Genomic DNA, 16,694 nt, shown 5'->3' on the forward strand with positions numbered 1-16,694 from the left:
ACTTCCTTGGTTTATAAATAGGTGGCTAATTAGAAAAGATTAATTTTGCTTACGAGTAGCCCAAGCTATACCTTGCTTAGTTAGTAAACGAATATTTGGGTCCGAGAGATTATTGGTATCATGGCCAATAGAATGATAGAAAACACGACCATCTCCCCAATTACGTACCCAAGCTACAGGACTCTTATGGCCTTTTAGCCATGGCATAGGATCACCATCGAATGTTGTTTCCGCAAGTACATGTATATTAGGGTCTACCTCCATGTAATATTGTTCAGAACGGACTTCAAAATCACTAACGCCTTGTGTAACAGGATGAGATGAATCAATCATATTAACCATATAAGGTTTTGGATAAGCCTCGCCAGCTGGATGTTCAACAAATGAGCCACCAAGTACCCAGTGATATCGCAAACTAGATCTAAATGCAGCGCCAGCTCCATGGATTCCAACTAGGCCTGTTCCTGATTCAATGGCTTTTAGGAGATGATTCTCTTGTGAGGGGGTTAGTGTTTCTGTTGTTACAGCATTATTCCAGCCAATAATTATTAAATCATAGCTGGTTAAATCACGATCTAATGTAAAAATATCAGTACTTTCTTCAACAACATAATCTAGCTCTTTTAGTAAATTGAGCATCCATGCAGCAACTTCATAAGGGTAATGGCCAGGCCACCCACCGTACAAATACAAAACTTTAGCCATTTTTCTTCTCCGAAATCCAATTTTCATATTAGGTTATACGTATAACCTAACGTAAAATTAACGATAACAAAAAAAATTGTCAATCCTTAAAAGATGAATAAAGTTTTTGTCAAAAGGCTGTATGTAGGAAATAACGTACATACTATGACTTAAATGAAATATGCTATAAGTACAAAGTTGTTTAGTTTCATACTTATTTTTAAGTTAATTTGGAGAAAATTAATGGTTTCGATGAAGGATGTTGCAAAAGAGTGTGGGGTCTCACAGGCAACAGTTTCATACGCTTATAACGGATCTCCTAAAGTATCAAAAGAAATGCGTGAGTTAATATTCAAAACGGCAGAAAAGATAGGCTATATGGGGCCGGACATTAGGGCTAAAAGTCTTAAGTCTGGAAGAGTAGGTGCTATAGGCTTAATGGTGATGGATCAATTAGCTTATGCATGTACTGATCCGTGGGTTATCACGCTATTGCAGGGTATTAGTAGTGTTGAAGAATTATCAGATGTCGCATTAACTTTAATACCGATTAATAATTCAAGATTTAAGGATGGGGTGGGAACAAATGAATATAGTCTTGCAACACGAGGATTGGTTGATGGCCTTATTATTTCAACGCTGCCAGATAATCATCCAGTAGTAAAAGCTATTATTCGACAAAAAATTCCTGCTGTAATCTTGGATGCACCATTAGTTGAAAATATAAATTACATCGGTATAGATGATAGAAATGCAGCAATTAATCAAATGGAACATATATTATCTTTAGGTCATAAAAATATTGGAATTATTATAGAACGCTTAATACCAGATGGTTTTAAAGGTTTTATTGATGAAAAAAGATTAAAAAAATCAACAGAAATGATTTCTAGAGAACGCTTATATGGATATCTAGAAGCAGCTAAAAAATATGGAATTAGTTTTTCAGATTTGCATATTTATGAGGCAGGAGGATTTAATATTAAAGATGGTAATATAGCTACATCTATGTTACTGAAAAATAAAGATATAACAGCTATTGTGGCAGCTTCTGATGTGATGGCGATTGGCAGTTTAAATTTTGCTAACCAGCATGATATTAATGTTCCAAATAATTTATCTATTATTGGCTTCGATGATATACCTGAAGCATCTATACATGGTTTAACTACTATTCAACAACCACTTTTAGAAAAAGGAGCTTACGCTGCCAAGTTACTTTTAGAACTTCTTAACGAAGAAAACAACCTAAAGATCCATAAGAAAATTTTTGAAACTAAGTTAGTAATCAGGAGTTCTACTTCTGTTCTAAATATAAATTAAATTTTTGAATGCGTCATATTGCGCACTCTCAAACTTAAGTGCGAAATTAAGGAGACAAAATCAATATGCTATATATTGCGGCTGAATAACAAGTCGTGAGTATACAAAATGGAATTAACCCATAATACAACTTTAGCCAAATATAGTTCACTAGTTGTGGAAGTGGAGTCAGCAAAGGAAGCTGGTTTTAAAAGCCTTGAACTATCTGCAAAGAAGGTTGCGGATTATCTAGATGCTGGTTTTACAGAGTCTGACCTTAAAACTTTACTTAAAGGCTTAACTATTTCAGGAATGGGATATTTAGTTAATATAGAAAGACAGGGGCTTGAACGGGAAGATTTAATTACTGATGCCCGAAAAATATTTAGTCTTGCCCAAAAAAGTGGTGCAAAGGGTGTTCAGGTTTTGAGTGGACCTCTTGACGTAAATGCTGTTATTAGTCATTCCGAACAAAAACAATTTAATGGTTATAAAGGCCTGTTAGGTCTAGAAATTGATGAGATCATAGAAAAAACAGCACAAAATTTATCGATCTTGGCAGATGTAGCTCAAGAGTATGGTTTAGTAATTTATCTAGAAGCTCTGGCATGGACCCCGCTCAAAAGGCTAGAAGATCAAATTAAAACAATTCAATTAGCAAACAAGAATAATATCAAGATAATTATTGATTTTTGGCATTTGAATACTTGCGGGAATACTCCGGAAGATGTCAAAAAACTAGATAAGAACTTAATTTATGGTGTACATGTTTGTGATGGTTTAGAGAATAGTTCTGCTATACCAGAAGAAGTTAGATTAAGAAATGTCGACTTAGGTCAAGGAGTTATTCAATTAGATAAATGGATAGAAGCTGTTAAGGCAACCGGTTATGAGGGTTGGTGGGCATCCGAAAGTTTTTATAAGAAAGAGCATCAAGATTCACCATTAGAAAATGCGCAAAAGCATTATAAGTATCTTGAAACACTAATTCTTAATTAATCAAATCTTTAGGATGTAAGATGTGTAATTTAAATATTGAAATGAAAAAGCCATCTTTCGATTATATTGTGATAGGAGGTGGCTCTGCTGGAAGTACAATTTCAGGCAGATTAAGTGAGAACTCGAATAATTCTATTCTTTTGTTAGAAGAAGGTCCTAGGGATAAAAGTATTTATATTCATATTCCTGTTACTTATTATAAAACAGCTCAAGGTCCATTACTCAAGCGCTATAATTATGTAAGGAGCGCAGAACAAACACCACAACATAAAGCGACGATGGTTCAAGCCAAGGTATTAGGTGGGGGGAGTTCAGTTAATGCTATGCTTTACTTAAGAGGTAATGCAAACGACTATGCTGATTGGGAAAAAGCAGGTGCAAAAGGTTGGGGATATGAAGACGTAATTAAATATTTTAAAAAGTCAGAAGATAACAATACTTTTCATAATAAAGTACATGGTGTCAATGGACCTCTTGGAGTATCAGATTGTTCGTATAAACATAATTTATCTCGCGTTTGGTTAAAGGCGTGTCAAGAATATGGTCTTCCTTTTAATGCTGATTTCAACTCAGGTGAGCAACAGGGATGCGGTTTTTACCAAGTTACAATTCGAAATGGTCGTCGCTCGAGTGCATCCAAAGCTTATTTATCAAATAAAAGAGATAATTTAACCGTTCAAACGGGGTGTAAAGTTTTAAGAATTATTTTTGAAGGTAAACGAGCTGTCGGCGTTGAATTTATTAAGAATGGAAAAAAAGAAACTGTATATTCAAAAAAAGAAATAATTGTTTCTGCTGGTGCTTTTGGTTCACCTCATCTTTTATTATTATCTGGATTAGGTCCAAAAGAAGATTTGAAAGAGCACGGTATTCCTGTTGTTAAAGATTTACCTAATGTTGGACAAAATTATCAAGATCATATTGAAATGTCCCTTATTTATAAGCTTAAAGGTGCTTTCAGTTATGACAAATATAAAAAATTACAGTGGCAAGCTGTAGCGGGACTTCAATTTTTGTTATTTAATGCTGGACCTGCGACATCAAATATTATTGAAACAGGTGCATTCTGGTGGAGTTCTCAAGGGAAAACGTTACCAGATCTACAATTATTTTTCTTAGCAGGTGCAGGGATTGAAGAAGGTAAAGATGGGGTTCCTGGTGGTAATGGTTGTACGATCAGTATTACACAAACACGCCCAGAATCTGTAGGCTATATTAAACTACAAAGTTCTGACCCATATAAACAGCCTTTAATTGTTCCCAACTATATTACATCGCCAAATGATTTAAAAACTTTAGCGGATGGAGCTAAATTGGTGCAAGACATAATGTCCCAAGAGGCTTTTAAAGATTATGTTGAAGCAAGTCATGTTCCAGAAAAACCACTAAAAACTCAGGAAGATTTTGAAAATTTCGTTCGTAAGGAGGCTTATCCTGGTCTTCATCCTTGTGGCACATGTCGAATAGGGGAAGATGAAACTACCTCAGTTGTAGATCCTGAATTGAAAGTTCATGGCGTCGAAGGGCTACGAGTTGCAGATGCATCGGTTATGCCTAATGTAATCTCAGGAAATTTAAATGCTGTAACGATTATGATTGGTGAAAAAGCTGCAGATTTAATCTTAAATGGTTAAAACTATAAGCTGAGTTAGACGCTATTTCTAGCTCAGCTTATGATATTCAAAATTAATTATTATTCAAATTTTTCTTGAATGATAAATTTCTTACCTTATTTGCAGCATTAGATAGCCTTTCTCTATCTAAATTTCCTGAAGCAACTGATAGACTAATATATTGAGCAATTTGATCAAGATCATTTTCAGAACTCAATAATAATAAATCAACTCCTGAATTCAGTGCTTGAACAGCAATTTCATCTATTGATTTACCTCTTAGTATTGCTGGAGCATCTAGATCGTCACTGACTATTAAACCTTTATAATTTAGATCTTCTTTCAAAAAATTTATTAACTTTTGAGAGGTTGACGCAGAATTCACCTGATCAAAAACCTCTACAGCTGCTGGTCCTAACATTATTCCAGCAGTATTAACTTTAATAGCTGAACTGAAGCTAACTAAGTTGCTGATAATTGTTTCTTTATCTGTAGTTAACAAAGTATCTTCCATTGCTGGATCTTTTTCTAAATGATTATATCCCGGAAAATGTTTAGTAACACAGTCAATCTCCAATGACTGTAGAGCTTCAATAAATATTTTAACTAACTGGCTAATATTATATGAAGTTGTTTTAATTTGTCTGTCTTTCAACCAGGGATTTGACCCAGTTATAATATCAGCTATTGGTCCTAATACCATAGTAATACCCAGTTGCTTTAAAGCCAACGCTTTGTTTTTATAATAATTATATAATTCTTTTTCACTAATATTATTCAAATCTTTCCATTCTAGATCTACTTTTCCATCTAATCTATTTATACCATATGGCTCAAAATCTATAGCCACATTAAGGTTAGGTTGAATTGTTTTCGCCCAACAGAATAAATCTATAAAATCAGTTTTCTTTTCAATATTTATCCGTTTTTCATTCATTCTTCTGTTTACATATTCTTCTCTCGTTTCACCTAATAGAATACTGCATCCACCTTTCCTTAGAAAAGGCTCTGCAATATTTCTAATATTCAAATCATTAAACGCTGGCAGTAGTACTGCATATGTATCTTGTTGAATTGTATAAGACATTTGAATCCTTTTTTTTAAATGGAGTGAACTGGTATCAATTTTTAATAATATTTTAGAGGAAATTACTTTTATACTTCGCAATTTAGATAAGTAAGAAGCAATGTGAAGTTATTATAAAGATAATTAAGTATTACTTAAATTTGCGTCAACTTTAAGTAATTTGCGAAGTTTTAATTACTTAACTAATTTTTTATATTTAGAATTAAAACAAGGACAGTATGAAGATAGATATGATAAAAAATTTGTCATCAAGAGAATTGCTTAATATTTCGATCAGAAAACTTGGTTTATATAGTAATAATTTATCAGATGCTGCAGTTTTATTAGCTATAACAGATGAATCTGAACCTAAGATTTTGTTAACTAAAAGATCTGAATTTATATCTCATCATCCTGGAGAGATAGCTTTACCAGGTGGATGCCGTGAAAAAAATGATAGTTCGAATCGTAAAATAGCTTTACGAGAAGTACATGAAGAATTAGGTTTAACCGAAAAAGATATTACATTTATTGGTGAGTTACCTCTACAAAACTCTTTAGGTGGGCTAAAAGTTACTCCCTTAGTTGCTATTATTCCACCGGATTTAAAAATTATAAAGAATATTAAAGAGGTTTCTGAAGTTTTTTATATACCTTTAAATTATTTCTTAATTAACGATGTTAAGCCATACAAAGGGAAATACCCAGAGGGAGAAGTAGAAGTTTCATGTATTGAATATAATAAAGAAATAATTTGGGGCTTAACTGCAAGAATAATTCTTTCGTTATTTGAAGTTACGGTTGGGTATAAAAAAGATTGGACGTTTTATTCTCAAGAAATTGCTTAACGGCATAATAATCAACTATAGGAAGTTAGTGATGATTAAAAATTTTAAAGAACAAATTACATTAAATGATGGTATGAATATCCCTAAATTAGGATTAGGCGTCTGGCAGGCAACAAATCAAGAAGCAAGTTTTGCCGTACGTGAAGCTTTACAACATGGATATGGTTTAATCGATACAGCATCAATTTATGGAAATGAAGAAGGAGTAGGTATCGGTATTAGAGATAGTGGAATAGATCGAGATAATATTTTTATTACAACTAAAGTCTGGAATGACTCTCATGGAGAAAAGGCTACTACAATGGCTCTGGAGAAAAGTCTGGATCTTTTAAAGCTCAACTATATTGATTTATATTTAATTCATTGGCCAGTGGCTCAAAGAGAAAAATATCTTGAGACTTGGCAAACACTTATTAAATTAAAAGAAAAAGGTCTAATTCGCTCAATAGGAGTGGCTAATTTTCATAAGGAACATTTAGAGAAAGTAATAAAAGAAACTAATATTTCACCAGTTCTAAATCAAATTGAACTTCATCCATATATGCAACAGCATAAGATGAGGAGTTTGAATAAAAGTTTGAATATTCAAACACAATCTTGGAGTCCATTAGCTCAAAATAAAGCATTAAATAATGAAATTATTAAGGATATTTCTATAAAATATAATAAAACGCCTGCGCAGATTATCATACGTTGGCATCTCCAGAATGACTTAATTTTAATTCCAAAAACGACTAAATTAGCTCGAATTAAAGAAAATTTTGATGTTTTCAATTTTGAATTAGAAGATGAAGATCTCAATAAAATAGCTTTACTTGATAGAGAAGAGCGTTTAGGCCCAGACCCTGATACTTTTGAATAAAACTTTAATCAGGTGAATATGGCTGGTCAAAGTGAACCAGCCACAATATTTAAGTTGATTAGGGTATTGAAGAAGAAATCAACCTGATAATTCATTTTTACATCTATAGGTAAAGATATGCCTTGGTTGCTCATATTAGGAAAGGAATAATGACATTGTATGTGTCGTCAGTGACAACTTATATGTCGCGTGACGAGCAAAGCCTTATATATGGTAGGTTTCCAAATCTTTTATTTAACATAATATACATTATACGAACAATTATATAGTTTAAACTAATCCCTAGTTATTTCTATCTTTCAGATCTAAAGCTCTCTTTACGTAGCTTTAAAGTTATTTGGCTGAACATCACTATCTGAGCAAAAATATGACACTCATCATTGTCTATTTAGCTTTACATAGCTAACATAATTTTATTGATCACCGTATAGCTTTTCTTAGAATCTTTGCTGCACTTAAATTTAGATGATCATCCTTGGCTAAAGAATTAAAATTTAAATTAAATTTCAGATGAACCATGCTCCTTACTACTCAATTAAATTCTAACAACTTTATCATTACGGAAATTTTAAAATAATCATTCTGATACTCAAATTTCTGTATTCCTCTTGAATACTTTAAAGATTAAATCTTCTAATTTAGTTCGCCTTATTATTGTATAATTACCTTATGTTCTTAAGTAAAATTAAATAAATACAAGAATTATTTATAACCTATTCAAAAGTAATTTTATTTTTCATATTTTAATTTGTATAAATAAAAAATCTGAGCTAAACCATCTCTTAATTTTCATTAATATATATTATTTCAACAAATATTATGGTTAATTAAATTATTTTTTAATCTGGTATTCTAAGTTAAATTTTTATAATTTTAATTAAAGTATTTATTATCAATAATTTAATTTTACAATAACCAAGATACATTAATATTTGTAAAGTGTGATTTAATTATCGTTTTAATAAAATAGATGTAGAAATAAAACCTATTTATACAAATTAAATAATTAATGAGGTATAGGTCACATATTATATTATGTTTTTTAATTGAAATTGATTTATATATTGTTTTTAAATAAAAAATATTGTATCACTTATATTAACTATTTAATAAATAGGTACTTATAAAATGAAAAATAATATATTTAAAATTTTGGTTTTGGCGGTATTTTCTACTTCCCCACTATTTTGTTATGCAAATAACACAATAATGATTAAAGGAAATATTGTTGAAGACACATGCTCAACAAAAAGTAATGAGATAGAATGTAACGAAGTCAACAATTTGAATATTAAACTTGATAGTGAATATTTAAATAAAGATAGTCTCTATAAATTAGCTCAACATACAGAGAAGATGGACACTAGCATTGAAAGTCTAGGTTCTAATCGAAAGATTATACTTATCAATTATCATTAAGCTCATTTCATCACATTTGATCTTATTACTATAGAAGCTGGCAAAAGAGTGATTCATACAATTCAGCATAATTTTTTATGAATTGGGTATTGGGTCACTCTTTTTATGCAAAAATGTCTATTTGTATAGTTTTTCTATATACATCTGCATAATTTATTCTATATAATTGTATTGTAAGAATTTAAGCTTATTCTTCACGTAAATTGTTTAATTCTTTTTCCGGTTACATAGTAGCCTTATGTAATTTTCTTATCTCTACGATTCCTTTCTTCTAAACAATAAAAACTATCTATAAAACAGTTATATAAGCTGTGTTAACTAGCTGTTAACTCCATCCTAAAAGTGTGGCACAATTAAAACTATAAAAAAATAATGTGACATAGTTTGCATTTTGTTTAAAAAGTGTTAGCATTGTTACATTACTTTTCAAGATGTCAAACACTGGAAAAGTAAGGAATTAAACTTTTATCCAGACTTTTGAGAAAACACTATGAAAAAACTTGCTTTGATCGCTGCTCTTTCGGTTGTAGGGATTGCGAATGCTCAAGCTGCTGATGGTACAATTACAATTAATGGTTTAGTTACAGACAAAACTTGTGACATCGTTACTCCTGCTGGTAAAGATTTCACAGTGACTCTTCCTACTGTTTCTAAACAAACTTTAGCTGTTGCTGGGGATGTTGCTGGCCGTACTCCTTTCCAAATCAACTTAGCTAACTGTTCACAAGGTAAAGTAGCTACTTACTTTGAACCAGGTGCAACTGTTGACTTCAATACTGGTCGTTTACTTAACCAAGACGCTACTGGTGCTAAAAACGTTAACGTTCAACTTTTAGGTAGCAACAATAACTTTATCCCAGTACTTGCTGCTGGTGCAAACGGTGCTCAAGCTAACTCTCAATGGGTTGACGTAGCTGAAGGTGCAAGTGCTGACCTTAACTACTATGCTGAATACTATGCAACTGGTGCTTCTACTGCTGGTAAAGTAACTACTTCTGTTCAATACACAATTATCTATCAATAATTAATTGATAGCGGGGTTTCTATGTCCGCATGGAAACCCTGTTTTGTGTAGCACTTTCCTGAATCTTTCTTGGTTGAGAACTCGAAAAATGAAATTGAACAGTTATAATTTTTTGTTAGGTTTGGCGTTTGCTTCATCTGTTGCTGCTCCTGCCGCTCAAGCAGAAATTGTAATTCATGGCACCCGTGTAATTTATCCGTCGGATGCTAGAGAAGTTACGCTACAAGTTAGCAATAACGGTTCAAAGCCAGCACTTGTCCAAGCTTGGATTGATGAAGGTGATCCAAAAAGTACTCCGGATCAATCAAAAGTTCCTTTTATGATTGCTCCTCCAATTTCTCGTGTTGAAGCGACAAAAAGTCAGACGCTTCGTATTACTGCCCTTCCAAATGCTTCTCAATTTAACCAGAAGCAAGAAACTGTTTTGTGGTTAAACGTTTTGGATATTCCACCAAGACCTACCTCAAAAAATGCAGATACGACACCTGATAACTTCTTACAACTTGCAATTCGTTCCCGGATCAAATTCTTCTATCGTCCAGCTTCAATTAAAGAAGATGCGAATTTAGCAGCAGATAAGCTTCAATGGGTTAAATCTGGTCAGAATTTAACGGTAAAAAATCCAACTCCTTTCCACATTACGATGACTTCTGTTTATCAAAAGGTTGGAGATAAAAAAGTTGATTTATTGCCTCAAGGGCTAATGGTTAAGCCTTTTTCTGAAGCTTCTATTCAGCTTAAGAATAGCAACCTTCAGGATATGAGTTTTATTAATGTCAACGACTATGGTGGTCGAGTCGAACACCAAATAAAACTTCAGTAATCAGATTATCTTTTTAATAAATTTAAGCACCTATTATGTGAGTAGGCGGACTTAGCTATGCCAAAAAAAAGGCAAGAATCTTATAAATTATTAAAACGCCATATTTGTTATTACTTGGCTTCTGGCGTTGTTACAATGACAATGCCTGTGTTCGTGCATGCTGAAGAAGCAGCTGCGAGTGCGCCTGTAGAAGCTGAATTTGATTCTGCTTTTTTAATTGGTGACGCTCAGAAAGTCGATATTTCTCGATTTAAGTACGGCAACCCTGTTTTAGCAGGTGAATATAACGTTGACGTTTATGTAAATGGTCAATGGTTTGGTAAACGCCGCATGATTTTCAAGGCATTAGATCCAAATCAAAATGCCGTAACTTGTTTTACTGGAATGAATCTTCTTGAATACGGCGTAAAACAAGAAATTTTAACCAAGCACGCTCCCCTTCAAAAAGAAAATAATAGTTGTTATAAAATTGAAGAATGGGTAGAAAACGCATTTTATGAATTCGATACGTCTCGTTTACGTGTAGATATTTCAATTCCTCAAGTCGCATTACAAAAAAATGCTCAAGGCTATGTCGACCCAAGCGTATGGGATCGCGGGATTAATGCCGGCTTTTTGTCTTATAGTGGTAGTGCGTATAAAACTTTTAATCAGTCTGGTGACCGAAGCGAAACGACTAATGCTTTTATGGGGGTTACGGCTGGTCTAAATTTAGCAGGTTGGCAATTACGTCATAATGGTCAGTGGCAATGGCAAGATACGCCTGCGGAAAATCAATCTAAATCAGACTATCAAGAAACAAGCACCTATTTACAAAGAGCTTTCCCTAAATATCGTGGTGTTTTAACACTCGGGGATAGTTTTACAAACGGCGAAGTATTTGACTCATATGGTTATCGTGGTATCGATTTTTCAAGTGATGATCGAATGCTACCGAATAGTATGCTTGGTTATGCTCCACGTATCCGTGGTAATGCAAAAACCAATGCAAAAGTTGAAGTACGTCAACAGGGCCAATTGATTTACCAAACAACTGTTGCACCAGGTAACTTCGAAATTAATGACCTTTACCCTACCGGCTTTGGTGGTGAAATTGAAGTTTCTGTTATCGAAGCGAATGGTGAAATACAGAAATTTTCTGTGCCTTATGCCTCCGTTGTACAGATGTTACGTCCAGGCATGAACCGTTACTCATTAACTGTAGGTCAGTTCCGTGATCAAGACATTGATCTGGACCCTTGGATTATTCAGGGCAAATACCAACAAGGTATTAATAACTATTTAACCGGCTATACCGGAATTCAAGCATCTGAGAATTACGCTGCAATATTGCTTGGTGCTGCCGTTGCTACACCAATTGGAGCAATTGCATTCGACGTGACTCACTCTGAAGCTGAGTTTGAAAAACAGGCTTCACAATCAGGTCAAAGTTTCCGTTTAAGTTATAGTAAGTTAATTACGCCGACCAACACAAACTTAACACTTGCAGCTTACCGTTATTCAACCGAAAACTTCTATAAATTGCGCGATGCCCTGCTTATACGTGACTTGGAAGAAAAAGGTGTAAACACTTATGCTGCTGGTCGTCAACGTAGTGAGTTCCAGATTACTTTAAACCAAGGGTTACCTGAGGGTTGGGGTAACTTCTATGTGGTAGGTTCATGGGTAGATTACTGGAATCGTAGCGAGAGTACTAAGCAGTATCAGATTGGTTATAGTAATAACTACCATGGTTTAACTTATGGTTTATCTGCAATTAACCGTAAGGTTGAGTACGGCTCAAATGATGCGTCGCATGATACTGAATATTTAATGACGCTTTCATTCCCAATTAACTTTAAGAAGAATTCAGTCAACGTCAACGTTACTGCTTCTGAAGACAGCCGTACTGTTGGTGCAAGTGGAATGGTGGGTGATCGCTTTAGTTACGGCGCTTCTGTGTCACATCAAGACTATGCGAACCCAACATTTAACGCAAATGGTCGTTACCGTACTAACTATGCAACTGTTGGCGGCTCTTATAGTATTGCTGATTCTTATCAACAAGCAATGGTAAGTTTAAGCGGTAGTGTTGTTGCACATTCTGACGGTATTTTATTTGGACCTGAGCAAGGCCAAACCATGGTACTTGTGCATGCACCTGATGCCGCTGGAGCAAAAGTGAATAACACGGTTGGTCTAAGTGTAAATAAAGCGGGTTATGCAGTAGTTCCTTATGTTACGCCATACCGCCTTAATGACATTACTCTTGACCCACAAGAAATGTCGAGCGAAGTTGAACTTGAAGAAACAAGTCAACGTATCGCACCTTTTGCTGGTGCAATTGCGAAAGTAGATTTTGCGACTAAGACAGGTTATGCAGTCTACATTAATAGTAAAACTGCTGATGGCAACAGTTTACCGTTTGGCGCTCAAGTCTTTAATCAAAAAGATGAAGCTGTAGGTATTGTTGCACAAGGTAGTATGATTTACTTACGTACCCCACTTGCTCAAGATCGTCTCTATGTAAAATGGGGCGACGAAAGCAATGAGCGTTGTTCAGTTGAGTACAACATTAGTAATCAGTTGCAAAATAAGCAACAAAGCATGGTAATGACTGAGGCTGTCTGCAAATGAAAAGAATATTATTAACAGGTTTTTTATTTACGGCTGGTCTTGGTGTGTATGGTGAAGCTAATGCTGCTTGTACCCCTGAAACTGGATACAACAAAATATTTAAGACTGTAGATATTCCTATGGCAGTTGGACGTGTGGTAGTTCGCCCAACTGATGAAGTTGGAAAAGTATTAAGAAAAGCTACTTTCCCAATTACTCCTAATGGTTCAACTTACTGGTGTGATTCATATGGAGGATATTTAGAAGCTAATCTTACACAAAATTATGCTATCAGCCCCATAGGAAATAGTGTCTATTCAACAAATATCCCTGGGATTGGTATTCGTCTATATCGTGAAGCAGAGAATGCTACAAATTTCTCTGGTTATTATCCTTACCGAGCAGCTACTCAAAGGAACACAAGATATACACTAGCAAGTGGATATTTTGTAGTTGAGATTGTTAAAACAGCCGCACAGACTGGCTCAGGTACCTTAGTACCTGGTCGTTATAGTACGTATAATGCCTCAGGTTATTCAGCTGTTCCTTGGTTAACAAGTACAGTATATGGTAATGCAATTACCATCGCTTCCTCTTCATGTGAAATTCAAGGTAATATTAATAAAGTTGTACAGTTGCCTACAGTTACAAAGGCAGGTTTTAAAGGTGTTGGCTCAACTCAAGGCGACCAAACTTTTGATATGAACATTCTCTGTAATGGTGGTATTAACCCTACTGGCTATGAAGAGAAAAACCTTATTAGTTTAACTTACGACTTTACCCAAGATGGAACAAACTCTCAGGTACTTGCAAATACTGCTCCGACATCTGAAAAAGCAAACGGAGTAGGTGTACAGTTACTCTGGAACTATCAAAATAAGAATCAGGTCATCAAAAAAGGTGACAAATTAGCATTAGGTACATTGTCTTCTAACCAGACAATTCAATATAACGTACCGATGACTGCCCGCTACTATCAAACAGCAACAAATGTGACTGCTGGTAAGGTCCGTGCAATGGCTACTGTAACTATTGAATATGATTAATCATATTCAATAGTTTTTAAACCTAATAATTTCAAATATTTAAATATTAATAATAAATTTTACTTTAACACTACTTTCTAAGAATTTCATACTTAACTTAATAGGAATATTTATGAAAAGAATAGGTATAGTTGCAGTTAGTGCAGTGACATTATGTTGGGCAATGTATGAGGTATCTTCTGAAAATACCAATACAGTAATGCGTGGCGAATCTAACCAAAAAGTTGTATCTAAAAGCATTCCATCCACTACAAAGAATGAAAAGTTAGCGTCTCAAACTCTCTTGGCTCAAACTACCTCCCTTAATTCCTCTGCCCCAGTCTGTAAATATAATTTTGATGCGACTCAAGAAGATTATGATCTTTGGAACAATGAACATACTGACTATTGGCCAATTAAAATATTCCCATTAATAATTGGCCAAAAATTTAGTCTTAAAGTAGAGCCTATGCCAGAAAATGAGTATGGTACTGTAGAGTATGTAGCTAGAAGTAAAGCTAGTCTTAATTCTACTAATGATATTGGTGATTTAATAATACCTCACACAGGTATTATTGCATTTGAAATAGAGCTTAAGATCCCAACCTCAGCTCTTGGGAGCTCATCACTTGGAAATTCTACTTATTACTCCTCTGGCATTGGTTTTAATGGTGTAACAAATAATGGCTATACCGTCAGATCCAATTTTAGGTTTAATATGGGTACTTATGATCCAGATTTTGGTGAGAATCCTGCTAGATTAAGCTATTCTGTAGCTTACCGACTTAGTGATGAGACTGGCCCTGACAGTCGATATTCTAAAGGTCAAAACATGACAAATAATGCAAATGGATACCAAAGATTAGGTATTTATATTAATCAGAACACTAAGCAAGTTGGCTTTATTATAAATGGTGTTGATCAAGGATATAAATCTACTTTGCCTGCGCCACTTGAGAATATACGCTTTTTTGTTTCAAGTGATATATCAATAGATGCCGAACAATTATTTGGACAAGAGTTGTCGAACGAACTCATTACTGACCGTAATGCGCTACAGTTTAACTACCCTCAGGGCACAACAGACATGTGTGGTAATGCCATCTAAGATATAAAATTATAAGTGGTAAAAAAGGGCTGAATCACAGCCCTTTTTTTATTTCGTTTAGAAATGGATAACAGTACGAATTGATTTACCTTCGTGCATTAAATCAAAAGCGGTATTAATGTCTTGTAGAGGCATAGTATGAGTCACAAAAGGTTCAAGTTGAATCTCACCTTTCATAGCATCTTCGACCATTTTAGGAAGTTGTGAGCGGCCTTTTACTCCACCAAACGCAGTACCTAACCATTTACGGCCTGTAACTAACTGGAATGGGCGTGTCGAAATTTCTTGACCAGCACCAGCAACACCAATAATAACGGATTGTCCCCAACCACGATGTGCACACTCTAGAGCCGAGCGCATAACATTGACGTTACCAATACATTCAAATGAATGATCTACGCCCCAACCTGTCATTTCTACAATCACTTGCTGAATAGGTTGGTCATAATCTTTTGGATTTAAGAAATCTGTAGCGCCAAACTGTTTAGCAAGTTCAAATTTATCTGGGTTTGTATCTACGACAATAATGCGTCCTGCTTTCGCTTGACGTGCACCTTGTACAACAGCTAAACCAATACCGCCTAAACCAAATACGGCAACCGAATCACCTTCTTGTACTTTAGCTGTGTTATGCACGGCGCCAATACCGGTCGTTACACCACATCCAAGTAAACAAACTTGTTCGTGATTCGCTTCAGGATTGATTTTAGCTAAAGAGACTTCCGCAACTACTGTATATTCACTAAAGGTTGAACAACCCATGTAATGGTAAATCGGTTCGCCGTTATATGAAAAACGTGTAGTTCCATCCGGCATTACACCTTTACCTTGCGTCGCACGTACCGCAACACACAAGTTAGTTTTTCCGGATTTACAGAATAAGCATTCTTTACATTCAGCTGTATAAAGTGGAATCACGTGGTCGCCAGGTTGAACACTTGTTACGCCCTCGCCTACTTCAACTACAACACCTGCACCTTCATGACCTAAAATCGCTGGGAAAACACCTTCTGGGTCATCGCCAGATAATGTAAAAGCATCGGTATGGCATACCCCTGTATGGGTAATTTTTATTAAAACCTCACCAGCCTTGGGTGGTGCAACATCAACTTCAACAATTTCTAAAGGTTTTCCTGGGGCAAAGGCGACAGCTGCACGAGATTTCATCTTTGGGTTTCCTTTATATCATTCGGTACTTATAGTCGAGCAAAATAGATTATGTAACCGTAATACAAGAGCTTAATTTTGCTTAAATTAAAATTGGCTTTCATGACAATCCATCACAGCATAGCCAGTCAGAAACGTCTAAGCAAGCCTGTACTAAAA

Annotated in this window: 14 protein-coding genes; 11 read left to right on the plus strand and 3 right to left on the minus strand. The window is 34.7% G+C overall.

The genetic code is table 11. The features are described 5' to 3' along the window. Positions 1 to 39: 39 nt before the first annotated feature. Positions 40 to 705: a ThuA domain-containing protein gene (locus EGT34_RS01365; protein WP_024437599.1), complete on the minus strand. Its 666-nt coding sequence runs from the start codon at positions 703 to 705 to the stop codon at positions 40 to 42. 222 nt (positions 706 to 927) lie between these two features. On the opposite strand from EGT34_RS01365, the gene EGT34_RS01370 reads away from it, so the two are divergent. The 3 genes from EGT34_RS01370 (at position 928) to EGT34_RS01380 (ending at position 4,619) form a co-directional block, all read left to right on the plus strand. Next, positions 928 to 2,007, plus strand: coding sequence for a substrate-binding domain-containing protein (locus tag EGT34_RS01370; RefSeq protein WP_024437600.1), 1,080 nt, complete (start codon positions 928 to 930; stop codon positions 2,005 to 2,007). 108 nt (positions 2,008 to 2,115) lie between these two features. Further along, positions 2,116 to 2,985 (plus strand): sugar phosphate isomerase/epimerase family protein, encoded by an 870-nt coding sequence (locus EGT34_RS01375; RefSeq protein WP_024437601.1) that lies wholly within the window; start codon positions 2,116 to 2,118, stop codon positions 2,983 to 2,985. A gap of 20 nt (positions 2,986 to 3,005) precedes the next feature. Then, complete coding sequence (locus EGT34_RS01380) at positions 3,006 to 4,619, plus strand: GMC family oxidoreductase (RefSeq protein WP_225489022.1); 1,614 nt, start codon at positions 3,006 to 3,008, stop codon at positions 4,617 to 4,619. A 52-nt stretch (positions 4,620 to 4,671) separates the two neighbouring features. Here EGT34_RS01380 and EGT34_RS01385 read toward each other — a convergent pair whose 3' ends face one another. Continuing rightward, complete coding sequence (locus tag EGT34_RS01385; RefSeq protein WP_024437603.1) at positions 4,672 to 5,685, minus strand: glycoside hydrolase family 3 N-terminal domain-containing protein; 1,014 nt, start codon at positions 5,683 to 5,685, stop codon at positions 4,672 to 4,674. A 230-nt stretch (positions 5,686 to 5,915) separates the two neighbouring features. Between EGT34_RS01385 and EGT34_RS01390 the strand changes: the two genes are divergently transcribed. The 8 genes from EGT34_RS01390 (at position 5,916) to EGT34_RS01425 (ending at position 15,368) form a co-directional block, all read left to right on the plus strand. After that, positions 5,916 to 6,512, plus strand: a complete 597-nt coding sequence (locus EGT34_RS01390) for an NUDIX hydrolase (protein WP_024437604.1) — start codon at positions 5,916 to 5,918, stop codon at positions 6,510 to 6,512. Positions 6,513 to 6,543: 31 nt separating this feature from the next. Continuing rightward, positions 6,544 to 7,374 (plus strand): aldo/keto reductase, encoded by an 831-nt coding sequence (locus tag EGT34_RS01395; RefSeq protein WP_031972142.1) that lies wholly within the window; start codon positions 6,544 to 6,546, stop codon positions 7,372 to 7,374. A gap of 1,128 nt (positions 7,375 to 8,502) precedes the next feature. After that, positions 8,503 to 8,793, plus strand: a complete 291-nt coding sequence (locus tag EGT34_RS01400) for a hypothetical protein (protein ID WP_000794351.1) — start codon at positions 8,503 to 8,505, stop codon at positions 8,791 to 8,793. A gap of 490 nt (positions 8,794 to 9,283) precedes the next feature. Next, positions 9,284 to 9,817, plus strand: a complete 534-nt coding sequence (locus EGT34_RS01405) for a fimbrial protein (protein ID WP_000731819.1) — start codon at positions 9,284 to 9,286, stop codon at positions 9,815 to 9,817. Between the two features lie 88 nt (positions 9,818 to 9,905). After that, positions 9,906 to 10,640, plus strand: a complete 735-nt coding sequence (locus EGT34_RS01410) for a molecular chaperone (protein WP_000774086.1) — start codon at positions 9,906 to 9,908, stop codon at positions 10,638 to 10,640. Positions 10,641 to 10,697: 57 nt separating this feature from the next. Beyond that, positions 10,698 to 13,256, plus strand: coding sequence for a fimbria/pilus outer membrane usher protein (locus EGT34_RS01415; protein WP_024437634.1), 2,559 nt, complete (start codon positions 10,698 to 10,700; stop codon positions 13,254 to 13,256). Then, positions 13,253 to 14,281 carry a fimbrial protein gene (locus EGT34_RS01420; RefSeq protein ID WP_024437635.1) on the plus strand — a complete coding sequence of 343 codons (1,029 nt, stop codon included), beginning with the start codon at positions 13,253 to 13,255 and terminating at the stop codon, positions 14,279 to 14,281. The genes EGT34_RS01415 and EGT34_RS01420 overlap by 4 nt, the downstream gene beginning before the upstream one ends. 112 nt (positions 14,282 to 14,393) lie before the next feature. Next, positions 14,394 to 15,368: a DUF4882 family protein gene (locus tag EGT34_RS01425; protein WP_005110853.1), complete on the plus strand. Its 975-nt coding sequence runs from the start codon at positions 14,394 to 14,396 to the stop codon at positions 15,366 to 15,368. Between the two features lie 57 nt (positions 15,369 to 15,425). On the opposite strand, the gene EGT34_RS01430 is transcribed toward EGT34_RS01425, so the two are convergent. Continuing rightward, entirely contained in the window at positions 15,426 to 16,535 is a 1,110-nt protein-coding gene (locus tag EGT34_RS01430) for an S-(hydroxymethyl)glutathione dehydrogenase/class III alcohol dehydrogenase (RefSeq protein WP_000842124.1), read from the minus strand. Positions 16,536 to 16,694: the final 159 nt, after the last annotated feature.

Origin of the sequence: Acinetobacter sp. FDAARGOS_558 (assembly GCF_003937785.1) — a bacterium.
In the GTDB taxonomy this organism is placed as follows: Bacteria; Pseudomonadota; Gammaproteobacteria; order Pseudomonadales; family Moraxellaceae; genus Acinetobacter; species Acinetobacter baumannii.